Genomic DNA, 22,209 nt, shown 5'->3' on the forward strand with positions numbered 1-22,209 from the left:
TCGCCGGTGGTTGCGGCGCCTCAGGCGCCCGTCAGCTCCAGCCGGAGGCCGAGCAGTCGCACCCCGTCCAGGGGCGCCCAGTCCAGCTCGGGCGTCCGTACGAAGCCGCGACGTCGATAGAGCCGCTGGGCGGAGGCGGCGAAGCCGCTGCGGACGCAGATGACCACGGCGGAACAGCCCAGCTCGGTCGCCCGCGACACGCAGGCCTCGACCAGCGCCGCGCCGACGCCCCGCCCCTGCGCGGCCGGGTCCACCGCCAGCATCCGGAACTCCGCCTCGCCCGCCCGGGACAGCTCGGCGTAGCGGGTGCCGGGCAGGACGAAGGTCACCGAGCCGAGCAGCGCGCCGGTGGCGTCGTCGACGGCGACGAGCACCTCGCCGTCCCCGGCCCGGGACGCCACGTCGGCGAGCACGGCGGCGTAGCCGTGTTCGTTCTTGAGCTGGCCGTCCGCCTCGTACGCGGCGACCGTCAGCCGGGCCACCGCCGCGAAGTCGGCCGGCCCGGCCCGGCGGACCGAGAGGCCGGTCAATCGATCACCGCGATCAGGTCACCGTCCTGCACGACGTCGCCCTCGTTGACCGCGAGCTGCTTGACGACACCGTCGGACTCGGCCACGACCGGGATCTCCATCTTCATCGACTCCAGGATCACCAGCGTGTCCCCCTCGGACACGGTGTCCCCGGCCGACGCGACGACCTTCCAGACGTTCGCCACCATCTCGGCGCGGATCTCCTCGGCCATCTTCAGGGCCCTCCCTCTCGCGGTTGCCTGCCGACGTATCCAATCATGCGGGTGACCTCCGCGGGCGTGGAGCGGCCCGGGCCGGGTGGATGATCGACTCCGGGCCGGGCCCGCCCCGGCGCCCCGGCCGGCGGCGGATCCGGTGGGGCGGGTGGCGGTTCTCCGGCGTGTCGTGCGGCGTGGCGTACGGCGACGGCCCCGGCGGACGACGGCGGGTGCCGGCCGCACTAGCATCAGCGGGTCGGACCCCGGCGCCGGGAGGACCGGTGCGTGCACCGGCGCCGAGATCGCGCGCAGGCGGGATCCGACCATCACGAGGAGGTCACCATGGCGAAGAAGGCCCGCAAGAAGAAGGCCCGCAAGAAGAGCGGCGCGAACCACGGCAAGCGCCCCAACTCCTGACCGGCGGTCGGGCCCCACGGCCCGGCGTCGACCAGTCAGCGCGGACGCCGGTGGCCCGGGTCGTCACGACCCGGGCCACCGGCGTCCGTCGTCTGCGGGGGCACCGACCCCGGTCGGCTGCCGCATCCGCCCGACCTCAGTCGGCCAGCTCCTTCGACTCGGTGCCCTCGAAGACCACCAGCTCGGTGAGGCGCAGCCGCAGCCGCTCCCGCAGCTGGTCGGGCGCGGTCTCGTTGCCGCAGCAGCGGGCGACCAGCGCCCGCACCTCCTGCTCGATGCCGTACTCGCGCAGGCACGGCCCGCACTCGTCGAGATGGTGCCGGATCAGCGCGCGCCGCTCCTCGGCGCACTCCAGATCCAGGTAGAGGTAGACCTCCGCGATGACCTCGCGGCAATCCGTCTCGTGCGGATCTCCACAGCTCATGTCAGACCTCCCGGCCGGCGGAAGCGGTCGAGCCCTTCTTCGACGCCGCGGCGCTGAAGCCCCGCTCGGCGGCGTACTGCTCGAGCAGCTTGCGCAGATTACGTCGGCCGCGGTGCAGACGCGACATGACCGTGCCGATCGGCGTGCCCATGATGTCGGCGACCTCCTTGTAGGAGAAGCCCTCGACGTCGGTGAGGTAGACGGCCAGGCGGAACTCCTCCGGCAACTGCTGGAGGGCCTCCTTGACGTCGCTGTCCGGCAACCGGTCCAGCGCCTCGGTCTCGGCCGAGCGCAACCCGCTGGAGGTGTGCGACTCGGCCTCGGCGAGCTGCCAGTCGGTGATCTCGTCGGTCGGCGCCTGGATGGGCTGACGCTGCCGCTTGCGGTAGGAGTTGATGTAGGTGTTGGTCAGGATCCGATAGAGCCAGGCCTTCAGGTTCGTGCCCTGCTCGAACTGGTGGAAGGCGGCGTACGCCTTCAGGTAGGTCTCCTGGACCAGGTCCTCGGCATCCGCCGGGTTGCGGGTCATCCGCAGCCCGGCAGCGTAGAGCTGATCGACGAAGGGCATCGCGTCCCGCTCGAAGCGGGCCCTGCGCTCGTCCGTCTTCTCGGTGGTCAACCGCACATCCCCTCGCGTCGGATGCTGTCCCGCCGAGGATACGCGTACGGACGTGCCCGCAGATTCACTTCCGGCGGGTGTGCTCGTACTCACCGCGGCCGGGCCGACCGGCGGCACCACCGCGGGCCAGTCCGGGCCGCCCAGCAGCCGTCGTAACTGCCGTGCTCCCCGCTCGTCCCGTTCCCGGACCCGCGTCTCGGTCGGCACCGGTCTCCCCCCTCGCCAGAAATGTCGTCCCGGGGGTTGCAACGCCCCCGACGGGGCGGGACATTCCGCTGACCTCCCCGTTCCTGGTCCCGGCGCCGGCGCAGGCCGACGCTGGGACCAGGAAGGGCCTGGGAGGACCGGCGCCGCCCGCCCGAACCGGGCGTCCGGCGCCATCCGATGCAACGACCCGCCGCGGCAGGCGGACACGGCCGCCCGCGCGGCTCAGCGGCGCGCCCAGCCCTGCCCGCGCAGCCAGTCGCGCACCACGGCGGCCGTGCCGGCCGGGTCCCCCCGCAGGTCGTGCCGCTCCCCCGGGCGGGTCACCACCTGCACCCCCGGCACCGGCTCCGGCACCCCGAACGGGTCGCGGTCGCCGTTGACCACGAGGGTCGGCAGGCCGGTCGCCAACTCCGCCGCGCGCGACCGCTCCGGGCGGCCCGGCGGGTGCAGCGGGAACGCGAGCGCGACGACCCCGGCGGCGCCCACCGCCGGCGCGGTGCGGCACGCCACCCGCGCGCCGCTGGACCGCCCGCCCACCAGCAGGGGTACGCCGGGATGCCGCAGCCGCAGCACGGCGAGCACGGCGGTCCACGCCTCGTCGAGGTGCCCCGCCGGCGCCGGCGCACGCCGTCCGGCGACCCGGTACGGCTGGGTCACCCGGGCCACCACCAGCCCGGCGTCGACCGCCGCGTCCCGGAGCGCACGCAGGTCGGGGGCGTCGACGTCACCGCCCGCGCCGTGGCCGAGCACCAGCAGGGCGCTCGGCGCGCCCGCCGGCAGGTCGGTGTCGACCCGGGCGGGCCCGCGCGGGGTGGAGAGGTCGTCGTCCTGGGGCACCGGCCCATTCTGCGGCGTCCAGGACACGACGGGCAGCCGGCCCGCCGAGGTGGCGGGCCGGCTGCGACCGGTTCAGTCGACGGTCAGCTCAGCGGCACCAGGGTGAGCAGCCGGTCCCGGACCGGCGGACCCGCCTCGCGGGCGGCGTCCGGATCCGGTTGCACCTCGTCGCGCCAGGCGACCAGCATCGCCCGCCGCTCGCGCGGTGTGGTGCCGCCCCAGACGCCGTGGCAGTCCCCCACGTCCAGCGCCCAGGCCAGGCAGGAGCCCTGCACGTCACAGCTGCGGCAGAGCGCGACGGCCGCGTCGGCCGGTTCGTTCGGCGCCGGAAAGAACGTCTCCGGGTCGACGTTCTGGCAGGTTCCCCTGGTGCGCCACGCCTCGTCCTGTCGCCGCTCCCGCAACGCCCGCAACAGCCGCGGATCCCGTCGTGCGGCGGCCACCTCGTGCGGCCGGGGCATACGTGCCCGTGTCATCCACCCACCTCCCCCGTGGGACCGGCAAGATCGGTGCGCGTCGTCCGCCCCGTGCGAATCGACACCCACTACCGGCGCTGTGTTGTATCGCACTTCCGGACACCGGGACAAGACTTCACGGCGAATATGGGTGAACGTCGGGGCGACCTTTCGGCCGCAACTCTGGCAAATCACACCCGACAATGTGTCGGACTGTCAGAAGAGTGTCATTTCCTCCGGCGCGGCGGCCCGGGCGGGCGGCACCCTCTCGATCAGCTGCGGCCCGTCGTTGCGCACGTCGCCGACCGCGGTGCCCACCGGGCGGATCTCCAGCGTCGCGAGCCAGTCGGGCGGGGGCGGCGCGAGCAGGCCCTCCGGCGCGTCGGTCGAGGCCAGCCACGCCGCCCAGCGATCGCGGGGCAACAGCAGCGGCATCCGGTCGTGCACCTCGGCCAGCTCACCCAGCGCGGCGGTGGTGAGCACGCTGAAGGTCAACAGCGGACCGCCGGAGCCGTCCCAGACCGACCAGATGCCGGCGAAGGCGAGCACCGAGCCGTCCGACGGGGTCATGTAGTAGGGCTGCTTGCGCCCGTCCGCCGAGCGGACCCACTCGTACCAGCCGTCGGCGGGGACGAGGCAGCGGCGGCGGGCGAAGGCTCCGGCGTACGCCCGGCTGGTGGCGACCGTCTCGGCGCGGGCGTTGATCATGCGGGCGGCGCCCTTGGGCGACCGGGACCAGGACGGGACCAGCCCCCAACGGCCGACCGACAGGGCGCGGTGCCCCTCCGGGCTGACCCGCACCAGCGGCACCGGGTCGGTGGGCGCGACGTTGTGGTCGGGACCGACCCCGCCGCCGGTCTCGTCCTGGGACTCGAACAGCGCGCTCAGGTCGCCCGCGCTCCGGGTCGTCGCGTACCTCCCGCACATGCCGCACACGCTAACCCGCCGCGCGCCGCCCGGCTGTCCCGCTGACCGGGAGGACGCGTGCCGGCCGGCGTCACCCGCCGACGGACGCGGCAGAATGTAACCGTGGGGAACCTGATCGCGACCCGGCCGCCGCAGCCGTGGACCGCTCCGACCGCCTCCGACCCGGTCGCGGCGACGCTGCGCCTGCCCGGGTCCAAGTCGATGACCGCGCGGGCCCTGGTGCTGAGCGCGCTGGCCGGCGGCCCGTCGACCCTGGCCGGGCCGCTGCGCGCGCGGGACACCGAGCTGATGGCCGCCGGGCTGCGCGCGATGGGCGCGCACATGTCGATCAGCGACGACGAGCGCTGGCTGGTCCGCCCCCACCCGCTGGTCGGCCCCGCGCACGTCGACGTCGGTCTCGCCGGCACCGTGATGCGCTTCGTCCCGCCGGTGGCGTGCCTGGCCGACGGGCGGATCACCTTCGACGGCGACCCGCAGGCCCGCACCCGGCCCCTCGGCCCGCTGATCGGGGCGCTGCGCTCCCTCGGCGCACGCGTGGACGCCCCCGCCACCGGCAGCCTGCCGCTGACCGTGCTCGGCGCCGGGCGGGTGGCCGGCGGCGACGTGGTGATCGACGCCTCCGCCTCCAGCCAACTGGTCTCCGGGCTGCTGCTGGCCGCGCCGCGCTTCGACCGGGGCGTGGTCGTCCGGCACGTGGGCCCGCCCGTGCCCTCCGCGCCGCACCTGCGGATGACGGTGCAGATGCTCCGGGCCGCCGGCGCGGCGGTCGACGACGGCACCCCCGACGTGTGGGTGGTCGAGCCGGGCCCGCTGACGGGGCGCGGCTGGCAGATCGAGCCCGACCTGTCGGGCGCCGTGCCGTTCTTCGCCGCCGCCCTGGTCACCGGCGGCGAGGTGACCCTCCAGGGCTGGCCGCGCAGCAGCGCCCAGCCCGTCGAGCAGCTCCGTTCGCTGCTCCAGCGGATGGGCGGCGAGGTGACCCTCTCCACCGCCGGGCTGACGGTCCGGGGCACCGGCTCGGTGCACGGCCTGGACGCCGACCTCTCCGACGTCAGCGAGCTGACCCCGGCGCTCACCGCGCTGGCCATGCTCGCCGACTCGCCTTCGGTGTTCACCGGCGTCGGCCACATCCGGGGCCACGAGACCGACCGGCTGACCGCGCTGGCGCGGGAGTTCGCCGCGCTCGGCGCCGACATCACCGAGTCCCCCGACGGGCTGGAGATCCGGCCCCGGCCGCTGCACGGCGGGGTGTTCGAGACCTACCACGACCACCGGATGGCGCACGCCGCCGCCGTGGCCGGCCTGGCCGTTCCGGGCATCGAGTTGAGCGACGTGGCGTGCACCTCGAAGACCATGCCCGAGTTTCCGGCACTATGGTCGGCGATGGTGACCGGCAAGAGCTGACACGACGGGGGGCGGGTCCTGACGACCAAGCGGCGGGAGTACGACGAGGACGACGTCCGGGTCCGTCCCGGCAGGTCGTCGCGCCCGCGTACCCGCACCCGCCCCCTGCACTCCGACGCGGTGGACGGCTTCGTGATCGCCGTCGACCGGGGCCGCTACACCTGCGTGCCGCCCGACGCCGGGCCGGACGCGCCCCTGGTCACCGCGATGCGGGCCCGGGAGCTGGGACGCAAGTCGGTGGTGGTCGGCGACCGCGTCGGCCTGGTCGGGGACACCTCCGGCGCGGCCGGGGCGCTGGCCCGGATCGTCCGGATCGCCGAGCGGACGTCGGTGCTGCGGCGCACCGCCGACGACGACGAGACGACCGCCGAGGGGCGGCTGGAGCGGGTGGTCGTCGCCAACGCCGACCAGCTGGTCATCGTCAGCGCGCTGGCCGACCCGCCGCCGCGCACCGGCTTCATCGACCGGTGCCTGGTGGCCGCGTACGACGCCGGCATCGAGCCGCTGCTCTGCCTCACCAAGGCCGACCTGGCCGGCCCCGAGGCGGTGCTCGACTACTACGCCGAGCTGGAACTGCCGTACGTGCTGATCCGCCCGGAATCCGACCTCGACGCCCTGCACAGCCTGCTCGCCGGGCGCGTCTCGGTCATGGTGGGGCATTCCGGGGTCGGCAAGTCGACGCTGGTCAACCGCCTCGTGCCGGACGCCGCCCGGGCGGTCGGCACGGTCAGCGCGATCGGCCGGGGCCGGCACACCTCCACGAGCGCGGTGGCGCTGCGACTGCCCCGGCTCCCCGGCGACGAGGACGACTCGCGGCGACGCCGCCGGGGCGCGTCCGCCGCCGCGCCACGACCCGGGGCTGCCGCCGGCTGGATCGTCGACACCCCCGGGGTGCGCAGCTTCGGGCTCGCGCACGTCTCCGCCGACAGCCTGCTGCACGGCTTCCCCGACCTGGTCGAGGGGACCGTCGACTGCCCCGCCAACTGCCCGCACACGCCGGACGAGACCGCCTGCGGGCTGGACGCCTGGGTCGCCGCCGGCAAGGCCGACGCGCGGCGGCTGGCCTCGTACCGCCGGCTGCTGGCCTCCCGGTCGGGTGAGGGCGACGCGCGGGAGCCCGACCAGCGGAATCCTGGCGACCCGCTCGCCGGGTCCTGAGGCCGGCGTCGCTACCGTCTAGGCATGCCCGGGTACGCCGACGACATCGCCCTCGCCCACCTGCTCGCCGACGCCGCCGACGCCGTCTCGACGGCCCGGTTCCGCGCGCTCGACCTGCGGGTCGAGGCGAAACCCGACCTGACGCCGGTCTCCGACGCGGACACCGCGGTGGAGCGGGAGATCCGGGCGCTGCTGGCCGCCCACCGGCCGGGCGACGGCCTGCTGGGCGAGGAGTACGGCGAGGAGCCCGCCAGCGGCCCGGACGGCCGGCGCTGGGTGGTCGACCCGATCGACGGCACGAAGAACTTCATCCGCGGCGTGCCCGTGTGGGCCACCCTGATCGCGCTGCTGGAGGGAGACCGCCCGGTCGCCGGGCTGGTCTCCGCGCCGGCGCTCGGCCGCCGCTGGTGGGGCGCGCTCGGCGAGGGCGCGTACGCGGGGCCGGACGCCGCCGGCGGCGCGCCGATCCGGGTCTCTGCGGTACGGGACCTCGCGGACGCGAGCTTCTGCTACTCGTCGCTGACCGGGTGGGAGTCCGCCGGCCGGCTGGACGCGATGCTCCAGCTCATGCGGGACACCTGGCGCAGCCGGGCGTACGGCGACTTCTACGGCTACATGCTGCTGGCCGAGGGCGCGCTGGACGTGATGGTGGAGCCGGAGCTGTCGCTGTGGGACGTCGCCGCGCTGGTGCCGATCGTCACCGAGGCGGGCGGGACATTCACCGACCTGGCCGGCCGGCCCGCCCCCTCCGGCGACGCCGGGACCGAGAGCAGCGCCGTGGCCAGCAACGGCGCGCTGCACGCCGACATCCTCGCCCGGCTGGGTCGGCCAACCGAGCACTGACCTCCGGCAGCCTCTATCCTCGCCAGGTGGTCTCCTCCGGTTGGTGCTTCCTCGCGGCCATGATCGTCGCGTACGGCGTCGCCAACCTGCTCCAGTCGGTGGCCGCCGCCCGCACCACCGTGCACCACACCTTCGACCCGGGGCTGCTGCTGCGGCTGGCGGGGCACCGCACCTACCTGGTCGGGCTCGGCTGCCAGGTGGCCGGGTTCGTGCTGGCCCTGCTCGCCCGCCGGGACCTGCCGCTGTTCCTGGTCCAGTCCAGCGTCGCCGCCGGGCTCGGGGTCACCGCCCTGCTCGGCGTGCTGGTGCTGAAGTGGCGGCTGCCGGCCGCCGAGGTGGCCCTGCTGGTGCTGCTGTTCGCCGGGATCACCGCGTTGGTGCTCTCCGCCGAGCCCGCGCCCGCCAAGCCGCTCGGCACCGCCGGCATGATCGCCCTGGCGGCGACGCTCGGCGTGATCGCCGTGATCGGCTTCTTCGCCGTACGCCTGCACGGGGCACCCGGCTCGGTGGCGCTCGGCGCGCTGGCCGGGCTGGCGTTCTCCGCCGCCGCGGTGGCCGCCCGGCCCCTCGCCTCCGCCCCGACGCCGGAGGCGTTCGTCCAGGATCCGCTGCTCTACCTGCTGATCGTCCACTCGATCGTCGGTCAGCTGCTGCTCGGCCTGGCCATGCAGCGCGGCTCGACCACGGCCGCCGTGGCGGCGATGGACGCCGCCGGGGCGGTGCCCGCCGCGATCGTCGGCCTGCTGCTGCTCAACGACAAGATCTGGCCCGGACGGGAGTGGCTCGCCGCGGTCGGGTTCCTGGTCACCCTGGCGGCGGTCATCGGTCTCACCCGGTACGCCGAGCCCCAGCACCACCACGCGGTCGCCGGGGAACGGGACCGGGACATGGTGGGCGCCGGAGCGCCCGGTCGCCCGCTCTGAGCCACGGAGGGGGTCGGCCGGCCCGGGTCAGGCCGCCTCGACCGGCTTGCGGCGGGTCACCACCCGCTCGTAGAGGCGCTCCAGCGCGCCCGCCGTCCGCTCCCAGGTGTAGCTGCACCGCACCCGGTCCACGGCGGCGTGCCCGTACGCGAACCGCCCGGCGTTGTCGGCGAGCAGCCGGCGCAGCGTCACGCCCAGCGTGCGGACGTCGCCCGGCGGCACCAACCGGCCGGTGACCTCGTCGACCACCGCGTCGGCGATCCCGCCCATGGCGTAGCCGACCACCGGCACCCCGCAGGCCATCGCCTCCAACGACACCCGACCGGCGGAGGAGTAGTGCGGGGTGCAGGCGACCACGTCCGCCGAGCGGTACCAGGTGGCCATCTGTTCGTGCGGCACCGCGCCCACCAGCTTCACCTGGTCGGCCACCCCGCTCCGTTCGGCCAGCTCGCGCAGCCGACGGGCCTCGGCGTGGTTGCCGAGCTGCCCGACGGGTGGGCCACCGGCGATCACCAGCTCGGCGTCGCCGACCAGTCGCATGGCCCGGATCAGGTCCTCCTGGCCGTGCCCGGGCGAGAGGCCGCCGACGGAGAGGATCCGGGCCCGCTGGTCGCGGGGGGCGGCCTCGCCGTCGGGGTGGAACTGCGCGGTGTCGACGCCGGCCGGCACCATCGCCACGGAGGCGCGTTGCAGCCCCATCCGGGTCAGCTCGTCGACCTCGTCGTTGCACTGGGCGACCGCGATGTCCACCGCCCGGGTCAGCGCCCGCTCCAGCGGGATCCGCTCCCCCGGCCCGTCGTACTGCCGGCCGAGGTGGCGCAGCTGCTCGACGCCGAGGGAGTGGAACGTCTGCACCACCGGGATGTCCGTCTCGCGGACCGCGTGCGCGGCGGCCAGCCCGCCGACCCAGTAGTGCCCGTGCACCACCTCGGGATGCCAGTCGCCCGTCCACCGGTCGGCCAGCCAGGCGCCGAACGCGGACACGTGCGGCACCAGTTCGGCGGTGGGCAGCGGGGCGGCCGGGCCGATCGGCACCCGCTCCACCCGGTAACCGTCGACCGTCACCGTCTCCGGCAGGCCCGGATCGTCGCGGCGTTCGTACACCCGGACGTCGTGGCCCCGCGCGGCGAGTTCGGCGGCGACCCGGGCGATGTGCTGGTGGGTACCGACGGTCAGGCCGTCGCTGCCCCTGGGTGGGCCGGCGTGCGCGCAGACGAGGCCGACGCGCATGGGTCACCTCCATGCGATCTTCTCAAGCGGTGGTCCTCGGTCAGAGGGTCCCATTAACCGAACCCCCGGGAGCCGAAACCTGGCAGATCGGGAAGAGCCCGGCGGGTGCTTGCGCGACGGCAACTGTCCCGGGACGCCGACACGCCGTGCCCGGGGCCACGACTATCCGAACGGCGTCGGCCGCATGACCCCTGCCGACGGGGGTACGGGCGAAGAATGCCTCTGACCCGCAGCCTCGCCGACGCCACCGTCGTGCTCACCGGTGCCTCCAGCGGCATCGGCACGGCCACCGCGTACGCCCTCGCCCGGCGCGGCACCGCCGTGGTGCTCGCCGCCCGCAGCGAAACGGCGCTGGAGGAGGTCGCCGTACGGTGCCGGGAGCTGGGCGGTCGGGCGCTGGTGGTGCCGACCGACGTGACCGACCCGGCGGCCGTCGAGCGGCTCGCCGCCCGCGCGGTCGCCGAGTTCGGCCGGATCGACGGCTGGATCAACAACGCCGCGGTCGGCGCGGTCGGGCTCTTCGACGAGATCCCCGTGGAGGAGTTCCGCCGGGTGCTGGAGGTGAACCTGCTCGGCGCCGCGTACGGCACCCGGGCCGCCCTGCCCCACCTGAGCGCGGCGGGCGGCGGGGTGCTGATCAACAACGCCTCGGTGCTGGCCGAGGTGGCGATGCCCTACCAGTCGGCGTACAACGCCGCGAAGCACGGCATCCGCGGGCTGGCCGACACGGTCCGTCAGGAGATGCGGGTCACCGGGCGGGGCGACATCTCCATCTGCACGGTGCTGCCGGCCACCATCGACACCCCGTTCTTCCGGCACGCCGCCAACCACAGCGGCCGGGAACTGGTGCCGCCACCCCCGGTCTACCCGCCGGAGGTGGTGGCCGAGACGATCGTCCGGCTGCTGCGCCGCCCGAGACGCGAGGCGTACGCCGGCGGGGCCGCCCGGCTGATCGGCCTCCAGTGGCGGCTCGCCCCGGCGGTCGCCGAGCGGGTCCTCGGCTGGTACACGCACCGCACGCAGTTCGGGCCCGCCCCACGGCCCGAGAGCACCGGCAACGTCTTCCACGCCGACGCGGCGGCGCGGCGCGAGGGCGGCTGGCACGGCCGGCGGCGGCACCTGGTGCGGATGACCGCCGCCTTCGGGCTGGCGGCGGCGGGGACGGCCGTCGGGACGGTGGCCGCGATGACCCGCCGCGCGCGAACGGACCGCTGATGTCGGCGGCGGAGCGGTCGGGTGCGCGGTCCGGGCCGGCGGTGCACAATGAGGCGATCATGGCGACCGACGCGCGCTGCCGGGTGGATGCGGACGAGGCGTCCGGGGTGCTCCGGCTGACCGGGACGCTCGACCGGTCCGGTGTCGACGTGGTGCGCGACGGCCTGCTCGCCCGGTTCTGCGGGCAGCCCGGCCCGGTGGTCGCCGACCTCACCGCCCTGCGGGTGGCCGACCCGGCGGCCCGGGACGTCTTCGCCGAGGTGCACCGGGAGGTGCGCGACTGGCCCGCCGCCGACCTGCTGCTCTGCGATCCGACCGGCGCCGTCGAGGGGGTGCCGGCCTGGCCGACCCTGGCCGGAGCGCTGGCCGCCGCGCCGCCGGCCGCGGTGGTCGAGACCTACCTTCCCCCCGTCGTCGGGGCGGCCCGGCAGGCCCGGCAGCTCGTGACGGAGGGGTGCGGGCGGTGGGGGATGTCCGAGCTGATCGAGCCGGCCTGCATCGCGGTCACCGAGATGGTGAACAACGTGGTCGCCCACGCGCACACTCCGATGACGGTCCGCCTGGCCCCCCGGGACAGCACGCTGCACCTGGCGGTACACGACCACTCGCCGCGGCAGCCGGCGTTCACCGGGCAGGCGCCGCCGGACACCGCGGGCGGGCGCGGCCTGCTGCTGATCGACACCGTCGCCCGCAGCTGGGGCAGCAGCCGGGTGCCGGACGGCAAGGTCGTCTGGTGCGTGCTGCACGCCGACGACGAGACCCCCGCCCGGCACGGCTGACCGCCGCCCCGATTCCTGCCCCGCCGTCCCCCGACGTGCCGCTTCCGCCCGGATGGCCACGGGCGGCACCGGTTATGCCGGGAGGGCAGTGGGTAGTGATCAGCCATGCGCGACGACGAGTACCCGACCCCCGTGTCCGATCCCGAGGCGGAGGGCCTGCCCGACACCGCCGACGACGACTCGACCGCCAACGACGACGTCCTGACCGGGCGCGAGGCGGACGGCCCGGACCCCGCCCAGCTGCCTGGCGACCGGACGCCGGTCGCGGTGGACCGGTACGGGAACACCGCCGAGGAGCAGCTGGACGGCGAGTCGCTGGACTACAAGCTCGACCGGGAGCAGCACGAACGCCCGGCCGACGACCCGCTCGCCGGCCCCGTCGACCCGGACATCGCCGCCGAGGCCGACAGCGAGGAGGCGGCGGCGCAGGCCCAGCTCGACGCCGACGTGATCGACCCCGGCCCCACCTCCGACCCGGACTCGCCCGTGTCCCTCTACGACCACGGCCAGCTCGGTGGCGTCGGCGACGGCCAGGTCGGCCGGCTCGTCGAACCGGACGAGGGGGCACACACCGACCAGGAGACCGACTCGGTGGCGTACGACGCCGGCTCGGCCGGCGGCGGCGCGAGCGCCGAGGAGCTGGCCATCCACGAGACGCGTCCGCCGCACTCGGTCTGAACCGACCCGGGGCCGTCGGGGAACCCTTCGGGGGCGGTTCCCCGGCGGCCCTCAGTCGTCGAGGCCCCGTTCGATCGCGTACCGGGTCAGCTCGACCCGGTTGTGCAGCTGGAGCTTGCCGAGCGTGTTCTGCACGTGGTTCTGCACGGTGCGGTGGGCCAACCCGAGCCGCTCGGCGATCTGCTTGTAGGACATCCCCTTGGCGACCAGGCGCAGCACCTCGGTCTCCCGGTCGGTGAGCCGGGGTGCCGGGCCGACGCCCCGGGCGTCGGGTCCGGCGGCGTGGTCGGCGCCGCCCGGGTCGGCCGCGAGCCGGCGGTACTCGCCGAGGACGAGCCCGGCCAGGCCGGGCGTGAAGACCGGCTCCCCCGCCGCCGTCCGGCGCACCGCCTCCAGGAACTCCGCCGGGGCGGCCGACTTGACCAGGTAGCCGGTGGCGCCCGCCTTCACCGCGTCGAGCACGCTCTGCTGCTCGCCGCTGGCCGAGAGCATCAGCACCCGCACCTCCGGCAGCACGGCGCGCAACCCGCGGACCACCTCCACCCCCGAGACGTCCGGCAGTTGCAGGTCGAGGACCACCACGTCCGGCCGGGCGGCGGCGGCGACCCGCAGCGCCTGCCGGCCCTCCCCGCTGGCGGCCACGACGACGTGGCCGGCCTCGGTGAGGTCCCGGGCCACCCCCTCCCGCCACATCGGGTGGTCATCCACCACCATCACCCGTACGCCTGTCACGGGAGCACCTCCTTCGTTCGCGACCGCGGGGCTCGCAGACCCGGCTCACTCCTCGCGCTCACGGGCCCTCCCGCGAAACGGTCAGTTCCAGCTCGGTGCCGACGCCCGGCGCCGAGGTGATCCGCACCGTACCGCCGAGTTCGGCGAGGCGGCCCCGGATCGACCGGGCGACGCCGAGCCGGCCCTCGGCGGCGGCCTCCTCCAGCCGGCCGTCCGGAAACCCCGGCCCCTCGTCGCGGATCGACACGGTCACCGTCACCCCCTCGTCCTCGACGAGCACCCAGGCCCGCCCGTCGGTGTGCCGGGCCACGTTGTCGAGGGCGGCGGCGGTCGCGGCGGCCAGCTCGTGGGCGACCCGCCCGGGCAGGGGCACCGGGGTGGCCGGCGCGGACAGCGAGACCGTCGCCGAGGCGTACCGGCCGAGCAGCCCACGCAGGTCCACGGACCCGCCGTGCGCGGTGGGGCCGGCCGGCGCGGCGCCGCCGATCAGGGCGCGCAGCGCGGCCTCCTGCTCACCGGCGAGCCGGGCCAGTTCCCCGGCCTCGCCGTCCAGGTGGGCGCCGCGCCGCTGCACCAGCGCGAGCACCTGGAGCACGGAGTCGTGGATGTCCCGGGCCAGCCGCTCCCGCTCCCGGGTGGCGGCCTCCAGCTCCACCGCCCGGTGCAGCCGTTCCTCGGCGGTCACCGCCAGCCGGGCGACGTGCCCGACCACCACGCCGGCGAGCAGCAGCAGGATCGCCCCGGTGAGCGACGACTGGCCGATCCGTTCGCGGGTGGCGAGGTCCGCCGCGCCGAGCACCAGCGCGGCGACCGTGCCCCGGCGCCGGCCGCCGGAGACCGCCCAGGCCAGCACCGGTCCGGCCAGCCAGGCCACCGCGAGGCTGGGCACGCCGGCGGCGAGCGCCGTCCGCCCGATCACCCACGGGGTGGCCAGCATGATGCCGAGGACGACCCCCAGGTCCGCCAGGAGCAGCGGCCAGCCCCGTCGGGCCGGGTCGGCGTAGCCGACGGCGGTCACGCCGGTCCAGGCCGCCATCAGCAGGACCAGGCCCCCGGCCGCGAGCGGGTGGGCGTACCGGTCGGCGTCCCGGAGCGCCAGCACGCAGACGTACGCCAGGGAGGCCACCCGGAACACGGCGATGGCCCGCCAGAGCGGGACCTCGAAACCACCGGGCGGCGTCGACACGCCCGTCACGATGCCACAACCGTCGGGACGGTCCCGTGGGCCGCCGGATGCGTTCGAAGAAACCCTGACGTACGGTGGAAAAGCCGCGAAACATCCACGATCCGCTGTCGGGACGGGGCCATGACGAATGCGGAACCCGGGGCACAGCGTACGGTTGTGCCCATCGAACCTTCCCTCCTCATCGCTGAGGCCTTCGACCAGGCCCAGGTGACCGAGCTTCGCCACTCGGTCACCTCCTGCGCGCACGCGGCAGGGCTGAGCGGGCAGCGCCTGGACGACTTCGTGCTCGCGGTCAACGAGTTGATCACCAACGCGGTCCGGCACGGCGGCGGCCGGGGCTGGCTGCGGCTGTGGCGGCAGTCGGGCCAACTGTTCTGCGAGGTCTCCGACCACGGGCAGGGAATCAGCACGCAGCGGCTGGGCGACCGGAGCCGCCCCGCCGCCGACACCGCCGGCGGGTGGGGCCTCTGGCTGGCCCGGGAACTCAGCGACAGCATGGACGTGGAGACCGGCGCGCGCGGCACGACCGTCCGCATCAGCGCCGCCACCGTGGCCCCCCAGCACACCGGCCGCCACCGCTGCGGCTGACCCCCGCGCGGACTCACGCGAGGGCCTGCCGCCCGGGGCCGGTCAGGCGAAGAGGGCGCTGACCGATTCGCCGTTGTGGATCCGGCGCATCGCCTCGGCCAGGGCCGGCGCCACGGACAGGATCTCCAGCTTCGGCACCCGCTTGTCGGCGGGGATCGGCACCGTGTTGGTGCAGACGATCTCCAGCACGCCCTCCTGCTCGCTCAGCCGCCGCAACGCGCCGCTGGAGAAGAGGCCGTGCGTGCAGGCCAGCCGGATCGAGCGGACCTTCAGCTCGCGCAGGTGCTCCATCAGCTCGATCACCGTGCTGCCCTTGGCGATCTCGTCGTCCAGCACGATCACGTCCCGGTCGGCCACGTCGCCGATCACCGCGCTGATCTTGACCCGGTCGTCGCTGAACCGCTGCTTCGCCCCGGCGGCCACCCGGGTGCCGAGCCGCCGGGCGAACGCCGCCGCCTCCTTGGCGTTGCCGAGGTCCGGCGAGACCACCACCGTGTTGCTCAGGTCGTAGCGGGTGAAGTGGTCGGCCAGCTCGCGCAGCGCGTGCAGGTGGTCGACCGGCACGCTGAAGAAACCGTGCACCTGGGGCGAGTGCAGGGTCATCGCCAGCACCCGGTCCGCGCCCGCCGAGGTGAGCAGGTCGGCGACGAGCCGCCCGCCGATCGAGATGCGCGGCGCGTCCTTCTTGTCGGACCGGGCGTACGCGTAGTGCGGCAGGACCACGGTGATCCGGCCGGCCGAGGCGCCCCGGGCCGCGTCGATCATGAGCAACAGCTCGACCAGGTTCTCCTGCACGGGCGGCACCAACGGCTGGATCAGGAAGACGTCCCGCTCCCGGCAGTTGGCCTGCAACTGCACTTCCAGGCAGTCGTTGGCGAACCGGGAGACCCGCACCGGGTGCAGCGGCACATCGAGGTGGGCACAGATCTCGGCGGCGAGTTCGGGGTGGGCGGTACCACTGAAGACGGCGATGTCACGCACGTCCGCACATCGTACGGACGGGAACGGGACCCGTTCCCCGCCGGGGCCCGCCGCAGGCCGGCGAAGAGCGGCCGGGCCGGGTACGGTGCTGCCGTGACCCCCCAGTACGTCGCCGCCATCGACCAGGGCACCACCTCCTCGCGGTGCATCGTCTTCGACCGGGCCGGGGAGATCGTCTCCGTGGCCCAGCGGGAGCACCGGCAGATCTTCCCCCGGCCGGGCTGGGTGGAGCACGACGCCGAGGAGATCTGGGACAACGTCCAGCGGGTGGTCCGGGAGGCGCTGCACGCCGCCGGCACCGACGCCGCCGGGCTCGCCGCCGTGGGCATCACCAACCAGCGGGAGACCACGCTCGTCTGGGACCGGGCCACCGGCCGACCGGTGGCCAACGCCGTCGTCTGGCAGGACACCCGCACCGCGCCGCTGCTGCGCGAGCTGGATCAGGCGTACGGCGAGGAGCGGTTCCGCTCCCGCACCGGGCTGCCGCTGGCCACGTACTTCGCCGGGCCGAAGCTGCGGTGGCTGCTGGAGCACGTCGACGGGCTGCGCGGGCGCGCCGAGGCCGGCGAGGTGCTCTTCGGCACGATGGACAGCTGGCTGATCTGGAAGCTGACCGGCCGGCACGTCACCGACGTCACCAACGCCAGCCGCACCCTGCTGATGGACCTGACCACCCTCGACTGGGACCCGGAGCTGCTCGACGCGATGGGCGTGCCGGCCGCGATGCTGCCGGAGATCCGCAGCTCCGCCGAGGTCTACGGGGAGGCCACCGGCGTCCTGGCCGGGGTGCCGGTGGCCAGCGCGCTCGGCGACCAGCAGGCCGCCCTGTTCGGGCAGACCTGCTTCCAGCCGGGCGAGGCCAAGTGCACCTACGGCACCGGCAGCTTCCTGCTGCTCAACACCGGCGCCAGCCCGGTCCCCTCCACCCACGGCCTGCTCACCACGGTCGCCTACCGCATCCACGGCCAGCCCGCCGCGTACGCGCTGGAGGGGGCGATCGCGGTCACCGGCTCACTGGTGCAGTGGCTGCGCGACAACCTCGGGCTGATCTCCAGCGCGCCCGAGGTGGAGGAGCTGGCCCGCACCGTCGACGACAACGGCGGCTGCTACGTCGTGCCGGCCTTCTCCGGGCTGTTCGCCCCGCACTGGCGCAGCGACGCGCGCGGGGTGATCGCCGGGCTGACCGGCTACATCACCAAGGGGCACCTGGCCCGGGCGACGCTGGAGGCGTCCGCCTGGCAGACCCGCGAGGTGGTCGACGCGATGAACGCCGACTCCGACGTGGCGCTGCGCCGGCTACGGGTCGACGGCGGGATGACCGCCAACGGGCTGCTGATGCAGTTCCTCGCCGACGTGCTCGACGTGCCGGTGGTCCGGTCCCGGATCACCGAGACCACCTGCCTCGGCGCGGCGTACGCGGCCGGCCTGGCGGTCGGCTTCTGGCCGGACCTGGCGACGCTGCGCGCCCACTGGCGCTCCGACGCGCAGTGGGAGTCGACGATGGAGCCGGCGCACCGGGAGCGGGAGCTGCGCAACTGGCGCAAGGCCGTCCAGCGCACCCTCGACTGGGTGGACTGACCGCCGCGCCGCCCTGACCGCCTGGCCGGGCGGTCGAGCGCGCGGGCGGTCGGTCGGTCGGTCGGTCGGGCGCCAACGTCGTCGCGCCCCCGGGCGTGGCGGCCTCGGGGTCAGTCCCAGCGGTTGCCGGTGAGCTTCTCGTAGACGTCGACGTAGCGGGCCCGGGTCGCCTCGACCACCTCGGCCGGCACCTCGGGCGCCGGGGCCTGCTTGTCCCAGCCGCTCTCCACCGCCCAGTCCCGGACGTACTGCTTGTCGTAGGAGAACTGCGCCCGCCCCGGCTGGTACGACTCGGCCGGCCAGAACCGCGACGAGTCGGAGGTGAGCAGCTCGTCGCCGACGGTCAGCGTGCCGTCCGGCGCCCAGCCCAGCTCGATCTTGGTGTCGGCGATCAGGATGCCCCGGTCGGCGGCCAGCTCGGCGCCCCGGCGGTAGACGTCGAGCGTGATCCGGCGCAGCCGCTCGGCGGTCTCGGCGCCGACCTTGTCCACCACCTCGGCGAAGGTGATCGGCTCGTCGTGCTCCCCCACCGGCGCCTTCGTCGACGGGGTGAAGATCGGCTCGGGCAGGATGGACGCCTCGACCAGCCCGCGCGGCAGCTCGACGCCGGAGACCGCGCCGGTGCGCTGGTACTCCTTCAGGCCGCCGCCGGTCAGGTAGCCCCGGGCGACGCATTCCACCGCGACCATCTCCAGCCGCCGGCAGCGGATCGCCCGACCGGCGAACTCCGCCGGCACGTCGGTGGCGGAGATGACGTGGTTCGGCACCAGGTCGGCCAGTTGCTCGAACCACCACAGCGAGAGCGCGGTGAGCAGCTTGCCCTTGTCGGGGATCGGCGTCGGCAGCACCACGTCGTAGATCGAGATGCGGTCGGAGGCGACCAGGATCAGGTCCTCGCCGTCGGCGTAGACGTCCCTGACCTTGCCCGAGTGCAGAAGTTCCACGCGCCCTAGTACACCACGCGGGCCGCGTAGGGCCTCCGCCGGTGGCTGCGGGCATCGATGCGTACGCCTGGGGTGTGCTGGTGTGGCCGGACGTACGTTGACACCCATCCGCGCGCCTGCGTGAATGATCCGGCCGCCCACCCCACGGTCCGCCAGGAGTTCTTCGTGCCCGTCGCCCGATCCCCGCTGTCCCGCGCCGGAGCGGACCCGGGCCGGCGTCGGGTGCTCGCCGCGATGCTGGGTGCGCCGGTGCTCGCGACCGGCGGGCTCACCGGGTGCACCGAGGGCCGGGCGGCCCCGGTGGAGACCGGGCCGGTCGAGCTGTCGGTGTTCTGGTACGGCGGGGCGAAGCGGGCCGAACTCACCGAACGGGCGCTGCGGCTCTACACCGACCGCAATCCCCGCGTCGGTTTCCGGGTCACCTGGCAGGGCGCCGGCGGCTACTACGACCGGCTGGCCACCCAGGCCGCGGGCGGCAACGTGCCCGACCTGATCCAGCTCGACGACAGCATGCTCACCGAGTACGCCCACCGCGAGATCGTCCTGGACCTCAGCGGGTACGTCGCCGACCACCGCCTCGACCTGCGCACCCTGCCCCCGGGCCTGGTCCGGTACGGCCAGGTCGACGGCCGTACGGTCGGCGTCGCCGCGGCACAGACCGCCGCCGCCGTGGTCTACGACCGCACGCTGCTGCGCCGGCTGCGGCTGCCCGAGCCGAGCACGGGAATGTCCTGGGCGGAGTACGTCGCCTGGGCGCGGCGGGTCACCCGGGTGAGCGAGGGCCGGGTGGCCGGCACGATGGACCCGTCCGGCGACTCCCGGGCGTTCTGGCTCTGGCTGCGGGGCCAGGGCGGTGAGTTCTACCGCGGTCGACAGCTCGGCTTCGACGCCGACGCGTTGATCGAGTGGTTCGAGCTGTGGCGGCGGGCCCGGTCCGGCCGGGCGACCCCGAGCGCCGCCCTGGTGGAGCAGGCCGACGGCGGCGAGCCGACCCGGCAGCTCGTGGTCACCGGCGCCACGGCCGCCTCGTTCGCCTGGTCGCACCAGTTGCCGGAACTCCAACGCCTCACCGACGCCGAACTCGGCCTAGCCGCCATGCCGGGTCCCCCGGAAGCGCAGTGGCACCGGGCGTCGATGTACTGGGCGGCCTTCCGGGGCACCCGGCACCCCGCCCTGGTCGCGGACGTGATCAACTTCCTGACCGGCAACGGCGAGGCGGGGAGCGTGCTCGGTCACGAGCGCGGGCTCAGCCCCAGCCTCGCCGTACGCAGCTACGTCGAGGACAGCATCACCGATCCGGCGCAGCGGCGCGCGGCAGCCCTCGGCACCGCACTGGCCGCCCGGCTGGGGCCCGCGCCCAGCCCACCGCCGCAGGGCCACCCCCGGGTGCGGGCGCTACTGCTGGAGGCCGCCGAGGACATCCGCGGCGGCGAAACCGGCCCCCGAGCAGCGACGGCCCGCTTCATGGCCCAGGCGAATGCGGCGCTGGCTGGCTAGGGCCGGTCACCGCGAGGCTGCCCCGACAGGAATGCCGGCTCGGATGCTCCGCCTCGGCCGAGGCGGGACACCGTCACGCAGGCACCCCACCTCAGCGCGGCGGGGCCACCCGTCACGCTGGCGCCTGACCTCAGCGCGGCGGACCGCGTCAGCGCGGCGGGGCCACCCGTCGCGCTGGCGGGCCGCGTCAGCGCGGCGGGCCGCCCCGGCGGTTGCGCATCATGCGCAGCAGGAGGAAGACGACGCCGGCGACCACGACCAGGCAGCAGAGCAGGCCGATGAAGCCGAAGCCGCCACCGCGTCGCCGCCGTGCCGCCTCCACCACGAGCTCACCCGTGCCGGTGGACGCCCAGGCCGCGACGGGCACGAACACCGACAGCACGACCGCACCGAGGACGGCGGTCAACCGGCCCCACCACTTACCGAAAACAGACATGCCCACATCTTCGCCGACAACCGCAACCTCGGCACGTCGGTCGGCGGGGAATCCGCGTTGCGCCCAGGCACGCCCGGAGCGTTCCCTCCGGCCAGCCCAGGCCCAGGAGCCGTTCGCCGGCCGGCCCACGCCCGGCATCGTTCCGCTTGTTCGGTCCGCGCCCGGCATCGTTCCGCCGGTCAATCCGCGCCCAGCGCCGCAAGCACCTGGGGCACGAAGTCGTGGATGTCCCGGACCAGCCACTCCCGCCGGCGCCGTTTCGCCGGCCGGTCCGCGCCCGGCGCCGCGAGCAGCTGGGCACGGAGTGCTGGATGTCCCGGGCCAGGCGTTCCCGCCGGCCGGCCCGCCCAGGCGCCGTTCCACCGACCGGTCCGCGCCCGAGGCGCACGTCAACGGGGGCGCGTCGACCGGTGCGACGCGTCGACGCCGGAGGTCGAGATGCGGAGAGGCCCCGGAGACAATCTCCGGGGCCTCTCCGACGTGGTAGCGGGGACAGGATTTGAACCTGCGACCTCTGGGTTATGAGCCCAGCGAGCTACCGAGCTGCTCCACCCCGCGTCGGCTCGTTAACTCTAGCGCACTCGGCGCCAGGATGATCAGCGGACCCCCGATCCCGCGGTGGATCCCGCCCTGACCAGCGCAAACCGGCACCGAATGCCGGCGCGAGGCACCCCGCCCCCGACGCCCCAGCCCGGCTCCCGCCGCATCCGACCGCGGTGGCCGCAACAAAACAGCTCGGTCCGCCTCCGAGCCACCTCCTTTGGACGCGAGCTCCCGGCCTTCTCCCTCATGCGAACGACGGTGATCAGGACGCCATGGACCTTATCCAGGCTTTTTAGGGTCCATGGCGTCCTGATCACCGTTCGCTGGACCGGCGCTCGTGGTTGTGGCGGTGGATGCGGGGTGCCGGGGACGTCCACCCGCGCCAGTGATCGGGCCGAGTGACCGGTGTCACGTGATCCGTCCGGCCCAGCGAGCGGGGGCGGCACCGGCGGCGAGAACCGCGACCGGTCAACCCGGGTCGGTCGGAGATCGTGCTGGAGGAGGTCGGCGCGCCGAACGGCCACCACGGCGACGGAACGCGCGGCGAGCTGCGGACGCACAACCCAGCGGCGCACGATCCACCGGGACGCCCGGGGCGGTCCGACCACAGCGGCGCACGGCGGACACACAGCTCAGCGCCAGACGGCGGACGACGGGCACACAGCCCAGCGCGCCGAACGGCGGACGGCGGACGCACAACCCAGCGCGCCGAACGGCGGACGGCGGACGCACAACCCAGCGCCGGACGGCGGACGCACAGCCCGACGGCGGACGGCCAACCCAGCGCCGGACGGCGGACGCACAATCCAGCGGCGGGCAGCAGGCGGCCAGGAACCGGGATCCAGCGCCGGGAGCCGGAACCAGAAAACCAGAAGCCGGGA

General features: G+C 74.9%; 23 protein-coding genes, 1 tRNA gene and 1 pseudogene. 11 read left to right on the forward strand and 14 right to left on the reverse strand.

Translation table 11 applies throughout. From position 1 onward, the window contains the following. Positions 1–20 precede the first annotated feature (20 nt). Together AB0883_RS04650 and AB0883_RS04655 are read right to left on the reverse strand one after the other, a co-directional pair. On the reverse strand, positions 21–530 hold the full coding sequence (locus AB0883_RS04650; protein ID WP_366639439.1) for a GNAT family N-acetyltransferase: 510 nt from the start codon (positions 528–530) through the stop codon (positions 21–23). Further along, positions 527–748, reverse strand: coding sequence for a biotin/lipoyl-binding carrier protein (locus AB0883_RS04655; RefSeq protein WP_199729539.1), 222 nt, complete (start codon positions 746–748; stop codon positions 527–529). The genes AB0883_RS04650 and AB0883_RS04655 overlap by 4 nt, the downstream gene beginning before the upstream one ends. A gap of 264 nt (positions 749–1,012) precedes the next feature. Between AB0883_RS04655 and AB0883_RS04660 the strand changes: the two genes are divergently transcribed. Then, positions 1,013–1,144: a hypothetical protein gene (locus AB0883_RS04660; protein WP_255421071.1), complete on the forward strand. Its 132-nt coding sequence runs from the start codon at positions 1,013–1,015 to the stop codon at positions 1,142–1,144. 136 nt (positions 1,145–1,280) lie between these two features. Here AB0883_RS04660 and rsrA read toward each other — a convergent pair whose 3' ends face one another. The 5 genes from rsrA to AB0883_RS04685 all read right to left on the reverse strand — a co-directional run bounded on the left by rsrA (position 1,281) and on the right by AB0883_RS04685 (position 4,613). After that, positions 1,281–1,568, reverse strand: a complete 288-nt coding sequence (gene rsrA / locus AB0883_RS04665; protein WP_366639441.1) for a mycothiol system anti-sigma-R factor — start codon at positions 1,566–1,568, stop codon at positions 1,281–1,283. 1 nt (position 1,569) lies between these two features. Beyond that, entirely contained in the window at positions 1,570–2,394 is an 825-nt protein-coding gene (locus AB0883_RS04670) for a sigma-70 family RNA polymerase sigma factor (protein WP_121399691.1), read from the reverse strand. Between the two features lie 222 nt (positions 2,395–2,616). Further along, positions 2,617–3,231 carry an alpha/beta family hydrolase gene (locus tag AB0883_RS04675; protein ID WP_366639443.1) on the reverse strand — a complete coding sequence of 205 codons (615 nt, stop codon included), beginning with the start codon at positions 3,229–3,231 and terminating at the stop codon, positions 2,617–2,619. 83 nt (positions 3,232–3,314) lie between these two features. Beyond that, the gene (locus AB0883_RS04680; RefSeq protein WP_366639444.1) at positions 3,315–3,707 is read right to left on the reverse strand and encodes a WhiB family transcriptional regulator; all 393 of its coding nucleotides are present in this window, start codon (positions 3,705–3,707) and stop codon (positions 3,315–3,317) included. Between the two features lie 195 nt (positions 3,708–3,902). Then, on the reverse strand, positions 3,903–4,613 hold the full coding sequence (locus tag AB0883_RS04685; protein WP_366639445.1) for an SOS response-associated peptidase: 711 nt from the start codon (positions 4,611–4,613) through the stop codon (positions 3,903–3,905). A gap of 102 nt (positions 4,614–4,715) precedes the next feature. Between AB0883_RS04685 and aroA the strand changes: the two genes are divergently transcribed. From aroA to AB0883_RS04705, 4 genes and pseudogenes are all read left to right on the forward strand, one after another. After that, a complete protein-coding gene (gene aroA, locus AB0883_RS04690) occupies positions 4,716–6,017 on the forward strand; it encodes a 3-phosphoshikimate 1-carboxyvinyltransferase (protein ID WP_366639447.1) in 1,302 nt (433 codons plus the stop codon). 165 nt (positions 6,018–6,182) lie between these two features. Next, complete coding sequence (gene rsgA, locus AB0883_RS04695) at positions 6,183–7,175, forward strand: ribosome small subunit-dependent GTPase A (RefSeq protein WP_366640291.1); 993 nt, start codon at positions 6,183–6,185, stop codon at positions 7,173–7,175. Positions 7,176–7,199: 24 nt separating this feature from the next. Continuing rightward, positions 7,200–8,018, forward strand: coding sequence for a histidinol-phosphatase (hisN, locus tag AB0883_RS04700; RefSeq protein WP_366639448.1), 819 nt, complete (start codon positions 7,200–7,202; stop codon positions 8,016–8,018). Positions 8,019–8,077: 59 nt separating this feature from the next. Then, positions 8,078–9,014 (forward strand): annotated as a pseudogene (locus tag AB0883_RS04705) (hypothetical protein). Here the strand turns inward: AB0883_RS04705 and AB0883_RS04710 are convergent. Then, complete coding sequence (locus AB0883_RS04710) at positions 8,969–10,171, reverse strand: glycosyltransferase (protein WP_366639449.1); 1,203 nt, start codon at positions 10,169–10,171, stop codon at positions 8,969–8,971. The pseudogene AB0883_RS04705 and the gene AB0883_RS04710 overlap by 46 nt on opposite strands. Before the next feature lie 216 nt (positions 10,172–10,387). On the opposite strand from AB0883_RS04710, the gene AB0883_RS04715 reads away from it, so the two are divergent. The 3 genes from AB0883_RS04715 (at position 10,388) to AB0883_RS04725 (ending at position 12,843) form a co-directional block, all read left to right on the forward strand. After that, complete coding sequence (locus AB0883_RS04715) at positions 10,388–11,386, forward strand: SDR family oxidoreductase (protein WP_366639451.1); 999 nt, start codon at positions 10,388–10,390, stop codon at positions 11,384–11,386. Between the two features lie 59 nt (positions 11,387–11,445). Continuing rightward, positions 11,446–12,165, forward strand: a complete 720-nt coding sequence (locus tag AB0883_RS04720; protein WP_366639452.1) for an ATP-binding protein — start codon at positions 11,446–11,448, stop codon at positions 12,163–12,165. A gap of 105 nt (positions 12,166–12,270) precedes the next feature. After that, positions 12,271–12,843 carry a DUF5709 domain-containing protein gene (locus AB0883_RS04725; protein ID WP_366639453.1) on the forward strand — a complete coding sequence of 191 codons (573 nt, stop codon included), beginning with the start codon at positions 12,271–12,273 and terminating at the stop codon, positions 12,841–12,843. 51 nt (positions 12,844–12,894) lie between these two features. On the opposite strand, the gene AB0883_RS04730 is transcribed toward AB0883_RS04725, so the two are convergent. Both AB0883_RS04730 and AB0883_RS04735 read right to left on the reverse strand, forming a co-directional pair. Beyond that, positions 12,895–13,557 carry a response regulator transcription factor gene (locus tag AB0883_RS04730; protein WP_366640293.1) on the reverse strand — a complete coding sequence of 221 codons (663 nt, stop codon included), beginning with the start codon at positions 13,555–13,557 and terminating at the stop codon, positions 12,895–12,897. Between the two features lie 76 nt (positions 13,558–13,633). Beyond that, the gene (locus tag AB0883_RS04735; RefSeq protein WP_366639454.1) at positions 13,634–14,761 is read right to left on the reverse strand and encodes a DUF5931 domain-containing protein; all 1,128 of its coding nucleotides are present in this window, start codon (positions 14,759–14,761) and stop codon (positions 13,634–13,636) included. Positions 14,762–14,881: 120 nt separating this feature from the next. On the opposite strand from AB0883_RS04735, the gene AB0883_RS04740 reads away from it, so the two are divergent. Next, positions 14,882–15,349, forward strand: a complete 468-nt coding sequence (locus AB0883_RS04740) for an ATP-binding protein (RefSeq protein ID WP_366639456.1) — start codon at positions 14,882–14,884, stop codon at positions 15,347–15,349. A gap of 42 nt (positions 15,350–15,391) precedes the next feature. Here AB0883_RS04740 and AB0883_RS04745 read toward each other — a convergent pair whose 3' ends face one another. Continuing rightward, positions 15,392–16,330 (reverse strand): ribose-phosphate pyrophosphokinase, encoded by a 939-nt coding sequence (locus AB0883_RS04745; protein ID WP_366639458.1) that lies wholly within the window; start codon positions 16,328–16,330, stop codon positions 15,392–15,394. Between the two features lie 93 nt (positions 16,331–16,423). Here AB0883_RS04745 and glpK point away from each other — a divergent pair, with 93 nt between their 5' ends. Next, positions 16,424–17,908, forward strand: a complete 1,485-nt coding sequence (gene glpK / locus AB0883_RS04750) for a glycerol kinase GlpK (RefSeq protein ID WP_366639460.1) — start codon at positions 16,424–16,426, stop codon at positions 17,906–17,908. A 110-nt stretch (positions 17,909–18,018) separates the two neighbouring features. On the opposite strand, the gene AB0883_RS04755 is transcribed toward glpK, so the two are convergent. After that, positions 18,019–18,852: a phosphoribosylaminoimidazolesuccinocarboxamide synthase gene (locus AB0883_RS04755; protein ID WP_366639462.1), complete on the reverse strand. Its 834-nt coding sequence runs from the start codon at positions 18,850–18,852 to the stop codon at positions 18,019–18,021. Positions 18,853–19,017: 165 nt separating this feature from the next. On the opposite strand from AB0883_RS04755, the gene AB0883_RS04760 reads away from it, so the two are divergent. Beyond that, positions 19,018–20,349 carry an extracellular solute-binding protein gene (locus tag AB0883_RS04760; protein WP_366639464.1) on the forward strand — a complete coding sequence of 444 codons (1,332 nt, stop codon included), beginning with the start codon at positions 19,018–19,020 and terminating at the stop codon, positions 20,347–20,349. A gap of 187 nt (positions 20,350–20,536) precedes the next feature. Here the strand turns inward: AB0883_RS04760 and AB0883_RS04765 are convergent, their stop codons facing one another. Further along, positions 20,537–20,785, reverse strand: a complete 249-nt coding sequence (locus tag AB0883_RS04765) for a hypothetical protein (RefSeq protein WP_366639465.1) — start codon at positions 20,783–20,785, stop codon at positions 20,537–20,539. 481 nt (positions 20,786–21,266) lie between these two features. After that, positions 21,267–21,343 (reverse strand) — tRNA-Met (locus tag AB0883_RS04770). Positions 21,344–22,209 lie beyond the last annotated feature (866 nt).

The organism is Micromonospora sp. NPDC047812, assembly GCF_040704175.1.
Classification (GTDB): domain Bacteria; phylum Actinomycetota; class Actinomycetes; order Mycobacteriales; family Micromonosporaceae; genus Micromonospora.

Excerpts from the sequence above, each read along its gene's own strand:
- rsrA (WP_366639441.1), bottom strand. The coding sequence starts at position 1,568 with ATGAGCTGTGGAGATCCGCACGAGACGGATTGCCGCGAGGTCATCGCG.
- AB0883_RS04680 (WP_366639444.1), bottom strand. The coding sequence starts at position 3,707 with ATGACACGGGCACGTATGCCCCGGCCGCACGAGGTGGCCGCCGCACGA.
- AB0883_RS04685 (WP_366639445.1), bottom strand. The coding sequence starts at position 4,613 with ATGTGCGGGAGGTACGCGACGACCCGGAGCGCGGGCGACCTGAGCGCG.
- hisN (WP_366639448.1), top strand. The coding sequence starts at position 7,200 with ATGCCCGGGTACGCCGACGACATCGCCCTCGCCCACCTGCTCGCCGAC.
- AB0883_RS04710 (WP_366639449.1), bottom strand. The coding sequence starts at position 10,171 with ATGCGCGTCGGCCTCGTCTGCGCGCACGCCGGCCCACCCAGGGGCAGC.
- AB0883_RS04715 (WP_366639451.1), top strand. The coding sequence starts at position 10,388 with ATGCCTCTGACCCGCAGCCTCGCCGACGCCACCGTCGTGCTCACCGGT.
- AB0883_RS04720 (WP_366639452.1), top strand. The coding sequence starts at position 11,446 with ATGGCGACCGACGCGCGCTGCCGGGTGGATGCGGACGAGGCGTCCGGG.
- AB0883_RS04725 (WP_366639453.1), top strand. The coding sequence starts at position 12,271 with ATGCGCGACGACGAGTACCCGACCCCCGTGTCCGATCCCGAGGCGGAG.
- AB0883_RS04730 (WP_366640293.1), bottom strand. The coding sequence starts at position 13,557 with ATGGTGGTGGATGACCACCCGATGTGGCGGGAGGGGGTGGCCCGGGAC.
- AB0883_RS04740 (WP_366639456.1), top strand. The coding sequence starts at position 14,882 with ATGACGAATGCGGAACCCGGGGCACAGCGTACGGTTGTGCCCATCGAA.
- AB0883_RS04765 (WP_366639465.1), bottom strand. The coding sequence starts at position 20,785 with ATGTCTGTTTTCGGTAAGTGGTGGGGCCGGTTGACCGCCGTCCTCGGT.